We start from the raw sequence: 19,632 nt of genomic DNA on the forward strand, positions 1-19,632 counted from the left end.
GTGCTCTCGTTTTTATTATGTGTGTCAATTACATAAATAAAACGCACCGCACTTTAAATCACAAGCATGCCGGATGCTCAGATGGCTATTTGTGCAAACTTCACTCAAAAAGCTGTACACAAATATTGCCAACTATTTACTCTCGGCTCTCTTAGTGCGACTCATAATTTTACTCACGATCCCTTGAACAGTGCCTTTTAACAAGCTGCGTTTATTTTCAAGACGCGGTAATGGTCGGCTTAATTCCATGGCTTTATAGCCTATACGAGCTGTAAATATACCCGCACTGACGCCTTGCGCGGCTCGCCCTGAAAGTTTGCCTAATAGCTCAGCACTGAGTGCTGTGGCCGCTAAATCAGATACAAGCTCTGCACTGCCTACAAACATGACTTGTTTTAACAGCATTCGGTAGAGCTTAATGCGACTGGCGTAACCAAAACCAATGCCATAAATTTTACCTATTTGTTCAATTAATTTTGTACCGCGCCAAAGCACCGCCATCATATCCACCAGCGCAAGAGGGCTTAATGTGACTAATAAGGCTGACTCTGTTGCAAAGCGGTTTATAAGCTTTTTAGCTTGGGTGTCTTGCTTTACCAGTAGGCTATTAGCGTAAAGTGTCATTATTTCTTTATCACTATGGTGCGTAGCAACTTGGTTTTTAAAGTTTTCAAAATTGTCTAACTGCTGGTGCTTGTTCAATTTTTCAAGCCAAGGGAGTGCACCACCCACTTGCTCACTGTTTAATAGCCTATCGGCTTCATGGCGATGCAGCTGATTACGCTTTAAACTGCGCAACATCAGATATTCTCGCCATAACAATCTTGTTATTAATAACACACCGCTTACCACAGCGGTTAAATAAATACTGCCCAAAATAAGCGATTGCTGATAAGCAAGCACAATAGAAAACCCAAACTCTAGCAGTACTAAAATAATAAAGCTGAGTGCAAACAAGCCTTTTAGCGTTTGCCATTTTGACTTTTTATACACCGGATCTAAATCAACTTCAGGCTCAAGCGCATCATCCTCAACCTCAGAGGTGTAATCACTTTGTCCGTGTTCAATAATTTTAGCGGATGTTAACGCAGGCTCGTTTTGCTCAATACTTTGTGCACTAATACGACGCCCTGCTTGAAACTGTTGCGTTGACTCACTCATGTTAATTTATCTCCTAGCAGGTACTGCATCACATGATCTAATCGAATATGTTTAAGTTGTTTGTCGGGGCTTGGCATCGGCGAAAATGACAAAAATTCAAACCCTTGCGCTGGCCACTCACTTTTATTAAGCATTCTACTTGGCGGCTCTGGTGGTAAATAAGTCAGCCACTCATCCTCATTTAAAGGTTTACCGTAAACGCAATCAAGAGTTTGACCTTTATCAACCACTTGGCGAGGCTGGGTTGCGGTAATTGATGACATAGCCATAGTTTCAATTTGTACACCATCAAACTTTAAATGATTACTTTGCTCTTTAACCAGCGAGTCTAGTAACAAGGCTAACGCTTTATGATGCTTAGCGCTGATGTGATCTGACTTATTAGCAGCAAACAATATTTTATCAATATTCGGTTTGAATAAACGTTTAAAAAAGCCAGACTCCCCATAACTAAAATGGGCCAACAATTGATTAATAACACGGCTTTGCTCATGCAACGTTTCATGGCCTTCATTTAATGCACTGAGTACATCAACCAACACAATTTGGCGGTCAAAATGACGAAAATGCTCATTATAAAATGGCTTAACGACTTCTTTCACGTAAGCGTTAAAACGTTTAATTAAATGCGCTAAATTAGAACCCGCCACCACATCGTCTTTCATTTTTTCAGGATTAATTGGAAAAAATAACAATAACGGCGCACCTTGCAAGTCGCCTGGCATTAACATTCGCCCTGGTTGTAGCATCGCAAGTTTAGTGTCTTTTTTTAGCCCTACCAGCATGCGTTGATAAAGTTGTGCAATGTTAGCAAGCTCACTTTCATCCACAGGGGCATGTAAATCAAGTTGCTCTACGGCGTGTAAAAAATCGCCTGAGGTAGCGCTGCGAGGAGACTGATTTAATAATGGGTATTGCTGTTCACACCACGCAGTATAGCTTTGTTCAAGCATAGGTAAATCGAGCAGCCATTCACCTGGATAGTCAATAATATCAAGGTATAACGTTGATTGCGGTGAAAAATGACCTCGCAGACCCGCATTACTTTGGTATTTAATCGCTAAGCGCAGGGTATTTATTCGCTCTGTAGACGCCGGCCAAGCAGGGTCACCTTCCATTGGCAGTAAAGCATTTATTGCACGGTTAAAGTCAAAGGTGGGCACGTTTAATGCTTCTTGCGGCACAATTTTAGTGGCAATATGACGATGCTCGCGCATCACATCAAAAAAAGGTAAGTTGTTGTCATTCGCCTGAGAGGTTAAGTGCTTAACTAACGCACTGATAAACGCGGTCTTACCACTGCCGCTCAACCCAGTTACGGCAAGCTTAACATGTTGGTCTAAACTACGGTGCAGGGCTTTTTGTGCTTTGCCTTTAAAGGTTTTAAAGGTCTTTTTTGCAAATGATTGGCTCATAAAGTGTTTTGCACCCTATCTGCCGTAATTGTTCACGTTACAAACAAGGTGCCTATCAATCCTTTAAAGTTTATTAATTTCACGACTGACCGTAAATTCGCTTGAGGTAACGTAACGTTCCATCTCTTGTAAGCGAACATCAACACGCGTTAAACGCTCTTTTAAGTCTTGTAATGCACGACGAGGTGGCTCGCCCTTTTGCCATACTTTAAACTTAACTTCCAGTGGGTCATCGCTATAAGTTGAATGCGTTTTATGTGTTGCAGCAGGTTTTTTATCTAAAATAAACCATGCTGCAATGTACGCTACCACAAATAATGGGCCACCGGTTAGTAGTACCGCACTAACAAATATAATGCGAACTAACCATAACTCCATATTAAAGTAGTCACTTAAACCGGCACATACGCCAGCTATTTTGCCGCGTTGTGGGTCTCTTAATAATTCGCGTTTAGTGTTCATACTTTTTGTCTCCACTGAGGTGACTCTTGATCAAGCAACGCTTCTAATGTTTCTACTCTATCAGCCATTTTTTCAGCTTTTTGTGCAAGCTCCAATAATTGGCGATGCTCATGCTCACTCAACCCTTGGCTTACTTGCTTTTTGCTACGGTAGTGTAAAATTAACCACAGTGGCGCAACAAAAATCATAAATAAGATAAAGGGGGCAACTAGTATCTCTGGATCAAACATAATCCTCTCCTGACAATCCATATTCTATGTTGATGTCAGGGGCACGTGACCCCTGATATTATCGTTTTATTTATTTGCGAGTTTCTTTTTAAGTTCAGCTAACTCGTCATCAATCTTTTCATTCTTTTGTAAGTCTGCAATTTCATCAGCTAACGTTTGTTTACCTAAATCGTAAGACTCTATTTGAGATTCTAGCCCATCAATTTTGGTTTCGTAACGTTCAAAGCGATTAAGTGCATCCTCTACTTTAGAACTATCAAGCGCTTTTTTAACTTCAAGGCGCGACTCAGCCGAGCGTTGACGTAAAATAATCGCTTTTTGACGTGCCTTAGCATCTGCTAGCTTTTCTTGTAGCGTAGTTACCTCTTGTTGTAGCTTCTCTATATGAGACTCTACATGGTCAAGTTCACTTTCTACCGCAGCAACTGCGTCGGCTGATTTTTGCTTTTCAAGTAATGCTGAGCGTGCTAGATCGTCACGATCTTTGCTCAGTGCCAATTCGGCTTTGTCTTGCCAATCGTTTACTTGGGCTTTTAGTGTATCTACGCGACGTACTAATTCTTTTTTCTCAGCGAGTGTTTTTGCTGATGTAGAGCGGACCTCTACCAGTGTATCTTCCATCTCTTGGATAATAAGACGAACCATTTTTTCAGGGTCTTCTGCTTTATCTAAAATGGCATTGATATTAGAATTAACAATGTCTGCAAAACGTGAAAAAATTCCCATAACATATACCTCTATTATTTAATCTAAATGTGTCTGCTTTTATTAGTATCAATATGCTTGCCAACTTTTTTAATTTTAAAATAGCAATAAATTTCAAATAGTTAAATGCAAATTACAAATTACTTTTGTTGTTAATCATAATGAAATACACTAACTGTTAGTAAAAATGACTAAGAGTTAGGAAATATGAGTCAATATCGCCAACAGGATAATTTGCTCGGCCAATCAGACAGCTTTTTATCGGTTCTTGATCAGGTATCGCAGCTAGCAAACCTAGATAAACCCGTACTTATTATTGGTGAACGCGGTACCGGTAAAGAGCTTATTGCAGCACGTTTACACTTTTTATCCAAGCGCTGGGATCAAAGTTACGTCAAACTCAACTGTGCGGCATTAAACGAAAATCTACTCGAAAGTGAATTATTTGGCCATGAAAGTGGTGCATTTACCGGCGCAAGTAAACGTCATGAAGGCCGATTTGAGCGGGCTAATAGCGGCACCTTATTTTTAGATGAGTTGGCAAATACTTCTGCCCTAGTGCAAGAAAAGCTATTAAGGGTAATAGAGTATGGTGAGTTTGAGCGTGTTGGCGGCAAACAAACGGTTAAAGTAGATACGCGCTTAGTCTGTGCGACCAATGAAGACTTACCGCATTTAGCGCAGCAAGGTGAATTTAGAAGCGATTTACTCGATAGGCTCGCATTTGATGTAATCACTCTACCGCCACTGCGCGAACGCCAAGACGATATTATGTTATTGGCTGAGCAATTTGCAATGAATATGGCACGCGACTTAGAGTGGGAGCTATTTAGTGGTTTTACTCGTAATGCACAAGAAAGTTTACTTAGTTATGAGTGGCCGGGTAATGTGCGTGAGCTTAAAAATGTGGTGGAGCGAAGCCTTTATCGCCACGGCAATGAACACATCCCTGTGCATAAAATTATTTTAGACCCTTTCGAAAGCCGCTTTAGACCTAAAGCACGTATTAAACATACACAAGCCCCTGTTGCTGTGCAAAATGAAGTTGTTAACACCCAGCCTACAGAAGCGCCTGTAACACCGAGTTTAAGTAACGCAGAACTTGAGTTTCCTTGTGACTTAAAAACACTCTCTAATGAATTTGAGATCACATTAATAAAAAAAGCATTAGAACATAGTCAATTTAATCAAAAGAAGACTGCAGAAGTACTTGGTTTAACGTATCATCAATTACGTGGTTATTTGAAAAAATACAATTTGCTGGAATAGTAGAGGTTGTGCGGGTGCGTAAATTATTACTTGCTTTATTATCATTGAGTTTAGTAGGTTGCATTGATAGTAAAGAAGAAATCTTAGAAGAAAAAAACCAAGGCCTCGTTTATTGCGCTGAGGCAAATCCTGTGTCGTTCAATCCACAAGTCACAACCACAGGATCAACCATCGATATTATTGCTAACCAGTTGTACGACCGGTTAATTAGTATTGACCCTGTGACCGCCGAATTTAAAAGCGAACTAGCCACCGACTGGAAAATTAGCAAAGACGGTAAGTCTGTCACATTTACTCTGCGCAAAGAGGTTAAATTTCATACCACCGCGTATTTTACTCCAACACGCGAATTTAACGCTGATGACGTCATTTTCACTTTCAGTCGTTTATTTGATGTATACAACCCCTATCACTTTGTCGGTGATGCGAATTACCCCTACTTTCAAAGTGTGGGTATTGACCAACTTATTCGTAAAATTGTCAGGGTGTCTGATCACCAAGTTCGGTTTGAATTATTTAACGCAGAAAGCAGTTTTTTAGCGAATATGGCGACCGATTTCGCCGTGGTGCTCTCTAAAGAATATGCCATGGCGCTCAAAGCCAACAACCAAGAAAACCTATTTGATCAATATCCAGTTGGCACCGGTCCTTATATTTACAAAGAATACCGACGAGACCATTTAGTACGCTTTTATAAAAACGCTGACTATTGGAAACACGAGGTGACACTTGAGCAGTTGGTGTACGACATTACCCCTAATGGCACTACGCGTATTGCTAAAATTCTTACCAAAGAGTGTGACGTAACTGCGCATCCTAGCAGTGCACAGTTAAGTATTTTAGCTCAGCGAGATGATATTAACGTTGAAAAGGAAACCAACTTAAACATAGGTTATTGGGCATTTAATACCGAACGCCCTCCGTTTGATAACTTAAAAGTACGCCAAGCCTTAGTGCATGCCATTGATATAGAAAAAATAATGCAGGCAGTTTACTATGGTAATGGACTTCGTGCGCGGTCAATATTACCACCCACGTCGTGGGCGTTTGAACCACAAAAGAACATGCCAATTTTCGACCCACAACTGGCAAAAAAATTATTAACTGAAGCAGGTTTTCCAAAAGGGTTTGATATGAGCATTTGGGCTATGCCTGTCAGCCGTATTTATAACCCCAATGCACGAAAAATGGCAGAGCTGATGCAAAGCGATTTACGCAAAATTGGCGTTAACGTTAATATTGTCGAGTATGAGTGGAACACCTTTATTCAACGCATAGGCGAGCACCGTCACGACAGTGTATTATTAGGTTGGGCAGCAGATACGCCTGATCCTGATAACTTTTTTAGCCCGTTACTTAGCTGCACCGCGACCTTCAGTGGCAAAAACCCAGCGAACTGGTGTAATCCTGAATTTGATTTACTGTTAACTAAAGCTCTCGATACGACCGATTTAAATTTACGTAAACAATATTACGACGCAGCACAAAGCATGATCATCAAACAATTGCCTTTACTGCCAATTGCCCATGGCATGCGTTTTCAGGCAAGTAGTGCTGATGTTGAGGGGATCACACTCGGGCCATTTGGCGCTATTTCATTGGCTAACGCGAGGAAGAAGTAATGTTATTCGATTATATTTTACGCCGCCTCGGATTGTTATTTTTCATGGTGTTATTACTGAGTATTTTTACTTTTTCGCTGAGCTACTTATTCCCTGGCGATCCACTGAGTAACTTAAGCGGCATACCAGACACTAACTTTACTCAAAATGCACAGCTAGAAGAAAAGTACCTGTTTAACAGTAACTACTTTATGCAGTACATTGCCTTTGTCGGGCGAATAGTACAAGGCGATTGGGGCGTGTCGTTTGCCTCAGGAGATAGTGTTTTTGCTCACGTGGTTGATTTAATTCCAGCGACCTTAGAGCTGAGTATTTATGCGTTAGTCATCTCGGTTGTAGTTGGCGTGCCTGTCGGGATTTTAGCATCGGCTTATCATAAACAATGGCCTGATAAATTAATTAGCTCAACAGCTATGGTTGGCTATTCTATGCCTATTTTTTGGCTCGCGTTATTACTAATTATGGTTTTTTCGCTTAAACTTGGTTGGTTTCCTATGTCGGGGCGAGTGAGCTTATTGTATGAAATACCTGCCAGTACGGGGTTTATCTTACTGGATATTTTACTTGCTGATTTTCCCTACAATGGCATGGCAATGCTTGATGCACTGCATCACCTAACGTTACCTACCATTGTACTGGCTATGTATCCAACTACTGTATTAGTGCGCTTTACTCGCGAATCGATGTTAAAAGTGATGGATCAAAACTTTATCAAAACAGCTCGCGCCAAAGGCCTTACTCGTGGGCAGCTTATTATTCATCACGCCCTGAGAAATGCATTACTGCCAGTCATAAAGCAAATTGGTTTGCAATTTAGCACCTTGATCACCCTTGCTATGATCACCGAGGTTATTTTTTCATGGCCGGGGATTGGCCGTTGGTTAATAGACAGTATTTATCAACGTGACTACCCTGCTATACAAGGGGGGTTAATGGCCGTTTCTTTTTTCATTATTATTGCGACAATTATGGCCGAACTGACCTACACCCTACTCGACCCTCTGTCTCGGAACCAAGCACATGGCAAAGTTTAACTTATTTTCAGAAGATTCAAATAAATCGCCATTAGCGAGACTCTGGCGAAAGTTTAAAAATAACCACCCTGCACTGGTTGGTTTATGGGTGTTTATTGCCTTTAGCCTGTTAGCGGCTACCGCACCTTTTCTTGCGCCTTATGGGGTAAATCAACAGCACAGTGATGCACTATTACTGCCTCCCTCGTGGAATGAAATGGGCGATGTGCGGTTTATACTTGGCACCGATGATTTAGGCCGAGATGTGCTGTCCCGTTTAATGAATGGCGCCACATATACGTTCGGGTTATCGGTTGTGGCTGCACTGATCACCACTGTTATTGGTGTGTTGCTAGGTACCTTTGCAGGGATCAACAAAGGCATACGTTCTAGTTTTTTGAACCACTTACTGGATGTAACGCTGTCAATTCCCTCATTGTTACTGGCCATCATTATTATTGCTATACTCGGTCCTGGATTAATGAATACCGTATGGGCAATTATTTTGGCCTTATTACCCCAGTTTATTCATTCAATTAGAAACCTGATAGTTGACGAACTTGGCAAAGATTATGTTACCGCCTACCGCTTAGATGGCGCCTCTAAATGGCATATTTTATCGCGCGGGATTTTTCCTAATGTGTATGAGTATATTGTGGTTATTTTTACTATGGCCCTCTCCACAGCTATTTTAGATATTGCTGCGCTAGGGTTTTTAAAGCTTGGCGCACAGCCGCCCACCACTGAATGGGGTGCTATTTTGGCTGAAAACTTAGGGCTTATTTACTTAGCGCCATGGACAGTGGCACTTCCGGGTGTACTGCTATTTTTAGCCGTTCTTTCAACAAACTTGGTGGGCGATGGACTTCGCAAAGTTTTACAAGCGCGTAAGGCCGATTAAATGCATTTACTAGATATTCGAAATTTAACCATAGAGCTGCAAACGTCTGAAACTGCTATTCGCGCTGTTGACCGAGTAAGTTTTAGTTTAAAAGAAGGTGAAGTACACGCCTTAGTGGGAGAATCCGGATCAGGAAAAAGCTTAATTGCAAAAGCCATTGTAGGCGTACTTAACGAACGCTGGGTTATAACCGCCGATAGAATGCATTGGCGCGGTGTTGATTTAATGCGCCTCACACCTGAGCAGCGCCGTAAAACCGTCAGCCAAGACATTGCAATGATTTATCAAGATCCAAGTCGCTGCCTTGACCCTACTGCAAAAATATTTAACCAAATCGCTGAAACACTGCCTGAAGTAGCCGCCAAAGGGTTTTTCTTAAAACGCAACCGAGAGCGTAAAGACCGTGTTAAAGCCTTAATACATAAAGTAGGTATTAAAAATCATGAAGCCGTGCTTGATAGCTACCCTCATGAACTCTCTGAAGGTGTGTGTCAAAAAGTCATGATAGCCATGGCCATTGCGCGTACACCTAAGTTGCTCATTGCTGATGAGCCCACAACCGCACTAGAGAGTACCACTCGTGCGCAGGTATTTCGATTATTAAAAAGTTTGAATCAGCTAAAGAATATGTCTATTTTGATGATTTCCCATGAGCTAGAAGAAATAGTAAATTGGTCACATGGTATTCATGTTTTGTATTGCGGACAAATGGTTGAAGCCGGTCCAACGCACCTTATTTTTAGCCAACCGCGTCACCCTTATACGCAGGCTTTATTAAAAAGCTTACCTGATTATGAGCACGGCTTAGCACATAAAGAACCTTTTTATGCACTAAAAGGTACCATACCTACACTACAACATTTACCGATTGGTTGTCGTTTAGGACCGCGTTGCCCGCAAGCACAAAAAGAGTGTGTGGTTGCCCCTAAACTCTCTAAACACCACGGCCATAGTTACGCGTGTCACTTTCCATTGATCAAGGAAATAAAATAATGCAACCCTTGTTAAAAGTTCAAGCCTTATCAAAAACCTTTAACATACGTGCAGGTTTATTTAGCCGTAAAAAATTTGATGTACTAAAAAACATCTCATTTTGTATTGGTAAAGGTGAAACAATTGCCATTATTGGTGAAACCGGTTCAGGAAAAAGCACCCTGGCTAAATTATTAGTGGGTGCATACAGTGCCGATAGCGGGCAGATATTACTAGAGAATAACACCATAGAAAACAATGGTAATCGTGATGCCCAGTGTCGTTATATCCGAATGATTTTTCAAGACTCCGCCACCTCATTAAACCCAGCAGTGACCATTGCTGAAATGCTCGATGATTGTCTAAAATTCAATACTGATTTTGATAGAACTCAACGTAGTGAAAAAATTGCTAGTACGCTGCTTAAAGTGGGTCTACTGGTCGATCATCAGCAATACTATCCGCATATGTTTAGTGTAGGGCAATTACAGCGTGTAGCGCTCGCTCGTGCGCTTATATTAGATCCTAAGGTTGTTGTGCTCGATGAGGCACTTTCATCGCTTGACCCTTCTGTAAGAGCGCAAATAGTAAACTTATTACTTAAACTACAGCTTGAAACTGGCTTAACCTATATTTTGATCACCCATCATTTAAGTTTAGTGCGCCATATTAGCGACCAGCTAGTGGTACTCAATAAGGGTGAGATTGTTGAATACGGTGCCACAGAAACTATTTTTCAAAACCCGCAGTCAAAGGTCACCCAGCGCCTGTTAAGTTGTTAATGAAAAACAAAAAAGGCGCCAATTGGCGCCTTTTATAGTTTAGCTATGATTTATTCAGCAGGTTGCGCTGCTTTTGGTACTTTTAGTTCCGCTTGTTGCTTAAGCGACTCAATGAATACCGTATAGTTTTTCTGTGCTTGGGCCATGGTGATATTTTGCTTCATTTGTGGCTCAATGCTGTCACTCACTGGTGCATCATTTACCGCATTAAGCGCAACAATAGCAGCATCACCATTGTTTAAGTTAACTACATCATAAACTGCGCCATCATGTGGGTGCGCCATTTTAAATACTTGGGTAACAATAGCAGGCGAAACAGCAAAGCTTTCACGAGTAAGTTGCGACTCATGACGAACGCTTAGTGACTGCTCAGCAGCAACGTCATTTAAGCTCTTACCGTCTTTGATTTGTGCAAATAAGGTACGTGCTTTTTCTTTAGCAAGATCCGACGCTTTTTCGTTTACTAAGCGTGTTTTAATTTGCTCGCTTACTTCGCTCAATGCTTTAGTTGCAGCTGGTTGATGCTCGTTAACACGAATCACAATCACGTGCTCATTACCAAGTTCGATTACTTCAGAGTTTACTTTATCTTCTAGTAATTCAACTGATGATAATGCGGTTATAACCGCAGGATTATTAAGCGGCTCAGGAAGCGCACTCAGTGCTAATAGCGGTGTAGATTGTACTTCAACACCTGCTACTTCAGCAGCATCGTCTAAGCGGTCAGAAATTTCAAAGGCTAATGCACCCATTTCTGTTTGCTTCTCGTAAAACGCATCCACTTTTTCAGCTTGCTCAAGTTCAGCGCGTAAATCGGCTTTAACGGCATCATAAGGTTTAACTTGCTGCGATTGAATGTCTGTAAGTTTAATGATGTGATAGCCAAATTCAGAGGCTACTACATCAGAGTAATCACCTTTGTTTTGCAGTGCAAAAGCAGCATCCTCAAATGCAGGCTCCATGACATCACGTTCAATCCACTCTAAGTCACCACCCATTTCGGCGCTAACAATATCATCTGACGACGATTCAGCTAATTGTGCAAAATCAGCACCCGCATTAAGCTGGGCTAATAAAGATTCAGCTTTGGCTTTTGCCGCATCGTCATCTTCACTGTTATCAATTAAAATATGTGATACACGACGTTTTTCAGGCTCAACATATTGCGCTTTACTCTGCTCATAATATGCTTTTACGTCGTCTTCGCTTACCGATGCAACATCGATATCATCTGCATCTAACTCAATGTAATTAACTGAAATAAGCTCTGGCGATAAAAATTGCCCTGCATTTAATTCGTAATAATCAGCCACTTCTTGATCAGTAACGTCAACATCAGCCTGCATTGCTTGTTTATCAATGACTAAATAATCAATGCTGCGAGTTTGTTGTTGCAGTGCAATGGCTGATTTAAGCTCGTTTTGCAATGCAAAGTCAGTTCCTGCAACCGCTGACACTAACTGGCTACGTGTCATATCATCACGAAGGTACTCTCGAAATGAATCAGGTTGGAAGTTCATTTGACGAATCACTTGTAAGTAACGGTCGTTATTAAATTGATCGCCAATTTTAAAATAAGGAAGCTCTAAAATTGTTTGACGAATACTTTCATCACTCACACGCAGACCCAGCTCAGTCGCTAACTGGCTTTGTAATTCTTGTTGTACTAAACGGTCAATCACGCCTTGACGTATTTGAGCCATATAAGTTGGATCGGCTGCTATTTGGGTAAAATATTCACCAAATTGTTGTTCTAAGCGGCTACGTTCATTTTGAAACGCACGGCTAAATTCTGTTTGGCTAATTTTAATTCCATTTACTTCAGCAACGGGTTGTTCTGTGGTTTGACCTAAGTAACTACCGATCCCAGCTAAGGCAAAAGATAAAATCACCGCGCCTAAAATGACTTTGGCTACCGGCCCTTGCGAACCTTCTCTGATTTTCTCAAGCATTTGTTTATCTCTTTTCTGACCAAGGTCTTTTCTACCTTGTCATATGTAAAAAAAGCGTATCTTACCAGATACGCTTTTTCACTTGAAGTAACTGGCGGTGAAGTAACTTAATTCATCGATTAGAATAATTAAGCGTATTGTTCACTCGCCATAACTAATTTGTTTACACAGTGATTAGTTTACTGCGTCTTTAAGCGCTTTACCGGCTTTAAAAGCTGGGATGTTAGCAGCAGCAATTTGAATCGTTTCACCAGTTTGTGGGTTACGACCTGCACGAGCAGCACGCTCACGTACAGAGAAAGTACCAAAACCAACAAGTGCAACTGAGTCGCCATCTTTTAGCGCGCCAGATACAGATTCGATGAATGAATCTAGTGCACGACCAGCAGCCGCTTTAGAAATGTCAGCATCAGCTGCGATTTGATCGATTAATTGAGATTTATTCACAATATCATCCTCTTTCATTGTTGTTATCAAGAGCGATTGTTTTTTTAAACTAACATCACTGTTTTGAAATTTTTGAGCATTTATTTAAAGCTCATATGATTATATTTTTCTTAAGCCTAGGCCCTGCAAGGGCTAGGCTTGAAAACCAGTGCTTAACTTATCATACCGTTTAGATTTGAAAAGCCCCTAAAAGCACTTTTTTTGGCTTTTTTACTGCTTTTTCGGAGTTTCGACTGAAAAACTATCAACTGGATGCACTAAAGCAAGCTTTAATACCTCATCAATCCATGTAACTGGGTGAATATCAAGACCCGCCAATACATTGTCAGGTATCTCTTTTAAGTCACGTTCGTTAATTTTTGGAATGATGACCGTTTTAATCCCACCACGGTGAGCCGCTAATAATTTCTCTTTTAAACCACCAATAGGCAATACTTCACCACGTAAGGTAATTTCACCTGTCATGGCTACATCAGAGCGCACCGCATTACCGGTTAAGCTTGAAACCAAACACGTTACCATTGCAATACCGGCACTTGGGCCATCTTTAGGTGTTGCGCCCTCAGGTACGTGTACGTGAATATCGCGTTTTTCATAAAAGTCGCTATTAATACGCAGCTCATCAGCACGATTACGCACAACGGTCATCGCCGCTTGAATCGACTCTTGCATCACATCGCCTAACGAGCCTGTATAGGTCAGCTTACCTTTACCTGGTACTGCAGCACATTCAATCGTGAGTAAGTCACCGCCTACTTCTGTCCATGCTAGGCCTGTAACTTGGCCAATACGGTCGCCGTCTTCTGCTTTACCATAATCAAAGCGTTGCACACCTAAGTATTCTTCAAGGTTATCTGCATCGATCGTCACTGTTTTAGTGTCTTTCTCGATTAAGATATTTTTAACCGCTTTACGACATAGCTTAGATACTTCACGCTCTAAATTACGCACGCCCGCTTCACGGGTGTAATAACGGATAATACCAATGATGGCACTGTCGGCAATTTCAACTTCTTTAGCTTTTAAACCGTTACGCTTAATTTGCTTAGGAATTAAGTGCTCTTTAGCAATATTTAGCTTTTCGTCCTCGGTGTAACCCGATAATCGAATCACTTCCATGCGGTCTAATAAAGGACCTGGAATATTAAAGCTGTTTGAGGTTGCCACAAACATGACATCAGATAAGTCGTAATCAACTTCTAAATAATGATCCGCAAAGTGACTGTTTTGCTCAGGATCTAATACTTCTAACAATGCTGATGCAGGGTCACCGCGCATATCCGCTGACATTTTGTCAATTTCATCTAACAAGAATAATGGGTTTTTAACGCCCACTTTAGTCATGTTTTGAATTAACTTACCAGGCATAGAACCAATATAAGTACGACGATGCCCACGAATCTCAGCCTCATCGCGTACGCCACCGAGTGCCATACGAACGTATTTACGACCCGTTGAACGCGCAATAGACTGCCCAAGTGATGTTTTACCTACCCCGGGCGGTCCAACTAAACATAAGATTGGCCCTTTAAGTTTATTTGTACGCTGTTGTACTGCGAGGTACTCAATAATACGCTCTTTGACTTTATCAAGGCCGTGGTGGTCGCTATCTAATATTTTTTGCGCGCCGGCTAAGTCTTTTTTCACCTTAGAGCGTTTTTTCCACGGTACGTTAATTAACGTATCTATGTACGAGCGAACAACACTGGCTTCTGCCGACATTGGCGACATCATTTTAAGTTTGTTAAACTCTGCCGTGGCTTTTTCTTTTGCTTCGCTGGGCATACCTGACTCTTCAATGCGCTTTTTCAACGCTTCAAATTCATCCGGTACGTCATCAATTTCACCCAACTCTTTTTGAATCGCTTTCATTTGCTCATTGAGGTAATACTCACGCTGCGATTTTTCCATCTGCTTTTTAACGCGGGTACGAATTTTTTTCTCAACTTGCAATAAGTCTATTTCACCTTCCATCAGCGCCATTAAGTACTCTAAACGTTCTGTAACGCTAGATATTTCAAGTACTTTTTGTTTTTCAGGCACTTTCAATGGCATATGCGCAGCCATGGTATCAGCAAGGCGCGCTGGCTCATCAATACCAGAGACCGAGGTCATCACTTCAGGTGGAATTTTTTTATTTAATTTTACATAGCCTTCAAACTGGCTTAATGCACTGCGAATAAAGATATCTTGTTCTTGCTCGTTCACTGAATCCGATTCAATAAACTGTGCATTGGCAACGAAAAAGTCTTCGTTATCAACAAACTCTTCGATATTCGCACGTTGTGTGCCTTCAACTAATACTTTTACTGTACCATCGGGTAGCTTTAATAATTGAAGTACAGTCGCAATTGTCCCAACACGATAAATATCGTCTTTCTCAGGCTCATCTACAGTTGCATCTTTTTGTGCAACTAAGAAAATTTGTTTGTCTTTATCCATTGCCGCTTCAAGGCATTTTATTGATTTTTCACGGCCTACAAAAAGCGGGATCACCATGTGTGGATACACCACCACATCGCGCAGTGCTAGCACAGGGATTTCGACTCGATCGTTTCTCTCAAGCGTCATTGTATTTTCTCTTTGCACTTCATTTATTTAAAGATTACTCAAGTATATGGGGATAACCTAATTAAAGTTCAACAATTTTTGTTAACTCGATTAAATTAATTATAAAAAAAGGAGCCATTGGCTCCCTTTTTTTATAATTAGCTCAGAATTTAATCTGCTGCTGCGTGTTCTTGATTACTGCTATCATAAATTAAGATAGGATCAGACTCGCCTTTAATAACGGTTTCATCAACAACCACTTTGCTAACGTTATCAATTGAAGGCAGCTCATACATGGTATCAAGCAATACACCTTCTACGATTGAACGCAGGCCACGCGCACCGGTTTTACGTTCCATTGCTTTATGAGCAATAGCACGCAGTGCATCATCACGAAACTCAAGCTCAACATCTTCCATACCAAACAATACTGAAAACTGTTTAGTAATGGCGTTTTTAGGCTCACTTAAAATTTGTACCAGCGCGGCTTCATCAAGTTCAGTCAATGTAGCAACAACAGGTAAACGGCCAATAAACTCTGGAATTAAACCATATTTTACTAAATCTTCTGGCTCAACATCTTTAAATGTTTCACTTAAAGAGCGGCTCGCTGCCGACTCTTTAACGTCAACACCAAAACCAATACCGGTGTTTTTGTGGCTACGCTGCTCAATAACTTTATCAAGACCAGCAAATGCACCACCACAAATAAACAGTATTTTAGAGGTGTCTACTTGCAGGAACTCTTGCTGTGGATGTTTACGTCCACCTTGTGGTGGAACAGAAGCCACTGTACCTTCAATCAGTTTAAGTAAGGCTTGTTGTACACCTTCACCTGATACATCACGTGTGATTGATGGGTTATCTGATTTACGTGAAATTTTGTCAATTTCATCAATGTAAACAATACCACGTTGTGCTTTTTCTACGTCGTAGTCACATTTTTGTAAAAGCTTTTGAATGATGTTTTCAACATCTTCACCCACATAACCGGCTTCGGTTAGTGTGGTGGCATCGGCCATTGTAAACGGCACATCTAGCAAACGTGCTAACGTTTCAGCTAGTAGTGTTTTACCACTCCCCGTTGGACCAATTAATAAAATATTACTTTTACCTAGTTCAACGTCTTGTTTAGTTGATTGGTTGCGTAAACGCTTGTAGTGATTGTAAACCGCTACAGACAACACTTTTTTCGCATGCTCTTGGCCAATTACGTAGTCGTCTAAGTGGTTACGAATTTCTTTTGGCACAGGTAATTTGTCAGCGGCATCATGCTTAGGCGCGATGTCTTTAATTTCTTCCCTGATAATATCATTACACAGCTCTACACATTCATCACAAACGTATACTGAAGGTCCTGCAATTAATTTTCGAACTTCATGCTGGCTTTTGCCGCAAAAAGAGCAGTATAACAATTTATTACTTTTGTCGCCGTCTGTAGGAGTGTCAGACATTCAGCTACCTCATTTTATTACGTTGGCCACCAAAATCTTGGTGGCTATTTTAATACGCTTTAACTATACCAAAATTTAGTGTTTTTCGCATAGTAACTCTCATTAGCAAGCATCACTGCTTGCAGGCATACTTACTTGCTACCGCGATTAGTAAATACTGAGTCAACAATACCGTAATCTACAGCTTGGCTTGCACTCATAAAATTGTCACGGTCTGTATCGCGTGAAACAACGTCAAGCGGTTGGCTAGTATGCTCAGCCATTAAGCGATTTAACTTGTCTTTAATAGACAGGATTTCTTTTGCGTGTATTTCAAAGTCAGACGCTTGACCTTGGAATCCACCTAACGGTTGGTGAATCATCACGCGTGAGTTTGGTAAACAAAAACGTTTACCCTTCGCGCCACCAGACAGTAAAAATGCGCCCATACTAGCCGCTTGGCCTACACAGATTGTGCTTACGTCTGGTTTAATGAAGTTCATTGTATCGTAAATAGCCATTCCCGCAGTGACAGAGCCACCCGGTGAATTGATATATAAGAAAATATCTTTCTCTGGGTTCTCTGATTCTAAAAATAGCATTTGCGCTAAGATCAGGTTTGCCATGTTGTCTTCAACTTGGCCCGTTAAAAAGATAATACGCTCTTTTAATAGCCTCGAATAAATATCAAACGAGCGCTCGCCTTTAGCTGTTTGCTCAACAACCATAGGGACTAATGCGTTTAGGGGATCTGTCATACCAGTGTTCATACTTATTTAATTCCTTATGCGCTTATACTTATTCTGAGAAAAGCATAATGATCATTTTTAGCTAATTAAGAACCACAAACTAAAATGGCCCGGGCACACTGCATAAACAGAGTAACACGAGCCATTTAATCGTTAGCGAGCGCTTAAGTCAATGACTTATTATGCACCTTGCTGTGGATTCATGATGTCATCAAATGCTTTTTCAACATCAGTCACAGTTGCTTTAGCTAAAATAGCTTCAACAGCTTGCTCTTCCATTGCTACATTACGCATTTGCTGCATTAGTTGATCATTTGCTTTGTAGTATTCTACTACTTCAGTTGGATCTTCGTATGCAGAAGCTACAGTAGCAATCAATGCTTCAACTTTAGCGTCATCAACTTTGATGTCATTCGCTTTAATCACTTCACCTAATAATAGGCCAGTTTTAACACGTGTTACAGCTTGTTCGTGGAACAATTCAGCTGGAAGCTCTGGCATGTTTTGACCATTGCCACCAAAACGTTGAGCAGCTTGCTCACGTAGAGCGTCAACTTCTTGGTCGATTAATGCTTTAGGCACTTCAACTTCGTTTTGCTCTAAAAGACCTTTGATTGCTTGGTCTTTTACGTTAGCTTTAACCGCTTGGTCTAGCTCACGCGTCATGTTCTTTTTAACTTCTTCTTTAAGCGCGTCTACGCCGCCTTCGGTAACACCGAATTTAGTTGCAAACTCATCGCTTAATTCAGGTAATTCTTGCGCTTCCACTTTTTTCACTGTGATAGTGAATTGAGCCGCTTTACCTTTTAAGTTTTCAGCATGGTAATCTTCAGGGAAAGTTACATCAGCAACCACTTCTTCGCCTGCTTTTTTACCAACGATGTTATCTTCAAAACCTGGGATCATACGACCTTGCCCAAGTTCTAATGGGAAGTCTTCAGCTTTGCCGCCTTCAAATTCTTCGCCGTCGATAGTACCAACGAAATCAACCGTTACACGGTCGTTTGCGCCAGCCGCTGCATCAACATCAGCCCAAGAAGCGTGTTGCTTACGAAGTGTTTCTAGCATGTTTGCTAAATCTTCGTCCGTAACTTCTACCGCTGGTTTTTCAACAGCAATTTTCTCTAAACCTTGAACTTCAATTTCAGGGTAAACTTCAAATGTTGCTGAAAACTCTAAATCTTTACCTGCTTCAAGCGCTTTAGGAGCAAATGTCGGTGCGCCTGCAGGGTTAATTTTTTCAGCAACAATTGCTTCAATGTAATTACGTTGCATTACTTCGCCAGCAACTTCTTGACGAACAGCTGGTCCGAAACGCTTGTTGATTACTGATACTGGAACTTTACCAGCACGGAAACCGTCGATACGCTGCGTTTTTGACAGTTGTTGTAAGCGTTTTTTTACTTCGGTCTCAACGTTCTCTGCAGGAACGGTGATGGTCAGACGGCGCTCAAGGCCTTGAGTCGTCTCAACAGAAACTTGCATGATTTACCTCAATATTCAATTTTGGCGACTGTTCGCCTTCCTTACAAACAAAGTAATCTATAGGCGTCTTGATAAAATTCAAGCTTTGGGCTTAAAAAAATCCGTCGCTACCAGGAGATACCATTGCTGCTCTGCCCTTCGGGCACTATATTATTAAACAAATAGACGCGGCATTATAACCTAATATTTATGATAGTCGAGTGTAGGGGGCAATTATTTGGGGTAGATCAGGGTAGATAACGACTAAGCGAATAAAAAACAGACTAATTAAGTGAAAATACGATTAGTAAAGAAAAAATTAAGGGAGTTGCGTAATAAAAGTAGAATTTAGATGTGTTTTACTTAGGGGAAAATGGTCGGCGATGCAGGATTTGAACCTGCGACCCCTTGGACCCAAACCAAGTGCGCTACCAAACTGCGCTAATCGCCGATGTAGATATTTGGTATATGAGAAAAAATAAGATGTTCAAACAACACAAAACCC

At 41.1% G+C, this 19,632-nt stretch carries 17 protein-coding genes and 1 tRNA gene; 6 read left to right on the forward strand and 12 right to left on the reverse strand.

All coding sequences use genetic code 11. The features are described from left to right. Window positions 1-132: 132 nt before the first annotated feature. The 5 genes from CWC30_RS07785 to pspA form a co-directional block, all read right to left on the reverse strand. Window positions 133-1,161 carry a TIGR01620 family protein gene (locus CWC30_RS07785; protein WP_138626796.1) on the reverse strand — a complete coding sequence of 343 codons (1,029 nt, stop codon included), beginning with the start codon at window positions 1,159-1,161 and terminating at the stop codon, window positions 133-135. After that, window positions 1,158-2,576, reverse strand: coding sequence for a YcjX family GTP-binding protein (locus CWC30_RS07790; RefSeq protein WP_069438637.1), 1,419 nt, complete (start codon window positions 2,574-2,576; stop codon window positions 1,158-1,160). The genes CWC30_RS07785 and CWC30_RS07790 overlap by 4 nt, the downstream gene beginning before the upstream one ends. A gap of 63 nt (window positions 2,577-2,639) precedes the next feature. Further along, window positions 2,640-3,038 carry an envelope stress response membrane protein PspC gene (gene pspC, locus CWC30_RS07795; protein ID WP_036981914.1) on the reverse strand — a complete coding sequence of 133 codons (399 nt, stop codon included), beginning with the start codon at window positions 3,036-3,038 and terminating at the stop codon, window positions 2,640-2,642. Continuing rightward, complete coding sequence (gene pspB, locus CWC30_RS07800) at window positions 3,035-3,268, reverse strand: envelope stress response membrane protein PspB (RefSeq protein WP_008111014.1); 234 nt, start codon at window positions 3,266-3,268, stop codon at window positions 3,035-3,037. The genes pspC and pspB overlap by 4 nt, the downstream gene beginning before the upstream one ends. A 66-nt stretch (window positions 3,269-3,334) precedes the next feature. Then, window positions 3,335-3,994, reverse strand: a complete 660-nt coding sequence (pspA, locus tag CWC30_RS07805; protein WP_016899278.1) for a phage shock protein PspA — start codon at window positions 3,992-3,994, stop codon at window positions 3,335-3,337. A 186-nt stretch (window positions 3,995-4,180) separates the two neighbouring features. Between pspA and pspF the strand changes: the two genes are divergently transcribed. Genes pspF through CWC30_RS07835 form a run of 6 tightly spaced genes read left to right on the forward strand, consistent with a single transcriptional unit; the run spans window position 4,181 to window position 10,532 of the window. After that, window positions 4,181-5,242: a phage shock protein operon transcriptional activator gene (pspF, locus tag CWC30_RS07810; RefSeq protein WP_036981912.1), complete on the forward strand. Its 1,062-nt coding sequence runs from the start codon at window positions 4,181-4,183 to the stop codon at window positions 5,240-5,242. A 14-nt stretch (window positions 5,243-5,256) separates the two neighbouring features. Then, window positions 5,257-6,864 (forward strand): ABC transporter substrate-binding protein, encoded by a 1,608-nt coding sequence (locus CWC30_RS07815; protein ID WP_138626797.1) that lies wholly within the window; start codon window positions 5,257-5,259, stop codon window positions 6,862-6,864. Beyond that, window positions 6,864-7,898 (forward strand): ABC transporter permease, encoded by a 1,035-nt coding sequence (locus CWC30_RS07820; RefSeq protein WP_138626798.1) that lies wholly within the window; start codon window positions 6,864-6,866, stop codon window positions 7,896-7,898. The genes CWC30_RS07815 and CWC30_RS07820 overlap by 1 nt, the downstream gene beginning before the upstream one ends. After that, window positions 7,885-8,778, forward strand: a complete 894-nt coding sequence (locus CWC30_RS07825) for an ABC transporter permease subunit (RefSeq protein ID WP_069438639.1) — start codon at window positions 7,885-7,887, stop codon at window positions 8,776-8,778. Before CWC30_RS07820 ends, CWC30_RS07825 begins: the two co-directional genes overlap by 14 nt. Continuing rightward, window positions 8,779-9,771 carry a peptide ABC transporter ATP-binding protein gene (locus CWC30_RS07830; RefSeq protein WP_036981906.1) on the forward strand — a complete coding sequence of 331 codons (993 nt, stop codon included), beginning with the start codon at window positions 8,779-8,781 and terminating at the stop codon, window positions 9,769-9,771. After that, window positions 9,771-10,532 carry an ATP-binding cassette domain-containing protein gene (locus CWC30_RS07835; RefSeq protein WP_036981905.1) on the forward strand — a complete coding sequence of 254 codons (762 nt, stop codon included), beginning with the start codon at window positions 9,771-9,773 and terminating at the stop codon, window positions 10,530-10,532. Before CWC30_RS07830 ends, CWC30_RS07835 begins: the two co-directional genes overlap by 1 nt. Window positions 10,533-10,582: 50 nt before the next feature. Here CWC30_RS07835 and ppiD read toward each other — a convergent pair whose 3' ends face one another. From ppiD to CWC30_RS07870, 7 genes are all read right to left on the reverse strand, one after another. Continuing rightward, window positions 10,583-12,484, reverse strand: a complete 1,902-nt coding sequence (ppiD, locus tag CWC30_RS07840) for a peptidylprolyl isomerase (RefSeq protein WP_138626799.1) — start codon at window positions 12,482-12,484, stop codon at window positions 10,583-10,585. A 174-nt stretch (window positions 12,485-12,658) separates the two neighbouring features. Next, a complete protein-coding gene (locus tag CWC30_RS07845) occupies window positions 12,659-13,015 on the reverse strand; it encodes an HU family DNA-binding protein (RefSeq protein ID WP_255314649.1) in 357 nt (118 codons plus the stop codon). Between the two features lie 126 nt (window positions 13,016-13,141). Continuing rightward, the gene (lon, locus tag CWC30_RS07850; RefSeq protein WP_138626800.1) at window positions 13,142-15,502 is read right to left on the reverse strand and encodes an endopeptidase La; all 2,361 of its coding nucleotides are present in this window, start codon (window positions 15,500-15,502) and stop codon (window positions 13,142-13,144) included. Between the two features lie 149 nt (window positions 15,503-15,651). Beyond that, a complete protein-coding gene (gene clpX / locus CWC30_RS07855; RefSeq protein WP_036953768.1) occupies window positions 15,652-16,935 on the reverse strand; it encodes an ATP-dependent protease ATP-binding subunit ClpX in 1,284 nt (427 codons plus the stop codon). 131 nt (window positions 16,936-17,066) lie between these two features. After that, window positions 17,067-17,684 (reverse strand): ATP-dependent Clp endopeptidase proteolytic subunit ClpP, encoded by a 618-nt coding sequence (gene clpP / locus CWC30_RS07860; RefSeq protein ID WP_138626801.1) that lies wholly within the window; start codon window positions 17,682-17,684, stop codon window positions 17,067-17,069. Between the two features lie 159 nt (window positions 17,685-17,843). After that, window positions 17,844-19,148, reverse strand: a complete 1,305-nt coding sequence (tig, locus tag CWC30_RS07865; RefSeq protein ID WP_036981899.1) for a trigger factor — start codon at window positions 19,146-19,148, stop codon at window positions 17,844-17,846. Between the two features lie 353 nt (window positions 19,149-19,501). Beyond that, window positions 19,502-19,578 (reverse strand) — tRNA-Pro (locus CWC30_RS07870). Window positions 19,579-19,632: the final 54 nt, after the last annotated feature.

This window comes from Pseudoalteromonas sp. S4741 (genome assembly GCF_005886135.1).
Lineage (GTDB): Bacteria > Pseudomonadota > Gammaproteobacteria > Enterobacterales > Alteromonadaceae > Pseudoalteromonas > Pseudoalteromonas tetraodonis.

What these genes read in the sequence shown, in the direction of transcription:
- CWC30_RS07785 (WP_138626796.1), bottom strand. Translation starts at nt 1,161, where the DNA reads ATGAGTGAGTCAACGCAACAGTTTCAAGCAGGGCGTCGTATTAGTGCA.
- CWC30_RS07790 (WP_069438637.1), bottom strand. Translation starts at nt 2,576, where the DNA reads ATGAGCCAATCATTTGCAAAAAAGACCTTTAAAACCTTTAAAGGCAAA.
- pspC (WP_036981914.1), bottom strand. Translation starts at nt 3,038, where the DNA reads ATGAACACTAAACGCGAATTATTAAGAGACCCACAACGCGGCAAAATA.
- pspB (WP_008111014.1), bottom strand. Translation starts at nt 3,268, where the DNA reads ATGTTTGATCCAGAGATACTAGTTGCCCCCTTTATCTTATTTATGATT.
- pspA (WP_016899278.1), bottom strand. Translation starts at nt 3,994, where the DNA reads ATGGGAATTTTTTCACGTTTTGCAGACATTGTTAATTCTAATATCAAT.
- pspF (WP_036981912.1), top strand. Translation starts at nt 4,181, where the DNA reads ATGAGTCAATATCGCCAACAGGATAATTTGCTCGGCCAATCAGACAGC.
- CWC30_RS07820 (WP_138626798.1), top strand. Translation starts at nt 6,864, where the DNA reads ATGTTATTCGATTATATTTTACGCCGCCTCGGATTGTTATTTTTCATG.
- CWC30_RS07825 (WP_069438639.1), top strand. Translation starts at nt 7,885, where the DNA reads ATGGCAAAGTTTAACTTATTTTCAGAAGATTCAAATAAATCGCCATTA.
- CWC30_RS07830 (WP_036981906.1), top strand. Translation starts at nt 8,779, where the DNA reads ATGCATTTACTAGATATTCGAAATTTAACCATAGAGCTGCAAACGTCT.
- CWC30_RS07835 (WP_036981905.1), top strand. Translation starts at nt 9,771, where the DNA reads ATGCAACCCTTGTTAAAAGTTCAAGCCTTATCAAAAACCTTTAACATA.
- ppiD (WP_138626799.1), bottom strand. Translation starts at nt 12,484, where the DNA reads ATGCTTGAGAAAATCAGAGAAGGTTCGCAAGGGCCGGTAGCCAAAGTC.
- lon (WP_138626800.1), bottom strand. Translation starts at nt 15,502, where the DNA reads ATGACGCTTGAGAGAAACGATCGAGTCGAAATCCCTGTGCTAGCACTG.
- clpX (WP_036953768.1), bottom strand. Translation starts at nt 16,935, where the DNA reads ATGTCTGACACTCCTACAGACGGCGACAAAAGTAATAAATTGTTATAC.
- clpP (WP_138626801.1), bottom strand. Translation starts at nt 17,684, where the DNA reads ATGAACACTGGTATGACAGATCCCCTAAACGCATTAGTCCCTATGGTT.
- tig (WP_036981899.1), bottom strand. Translation starts at nt 19,148, where the DNA reads ATGCAAGTTTCTGTTGAGACGACTCAAGGCCTTGAGCGCCGTCTGACC.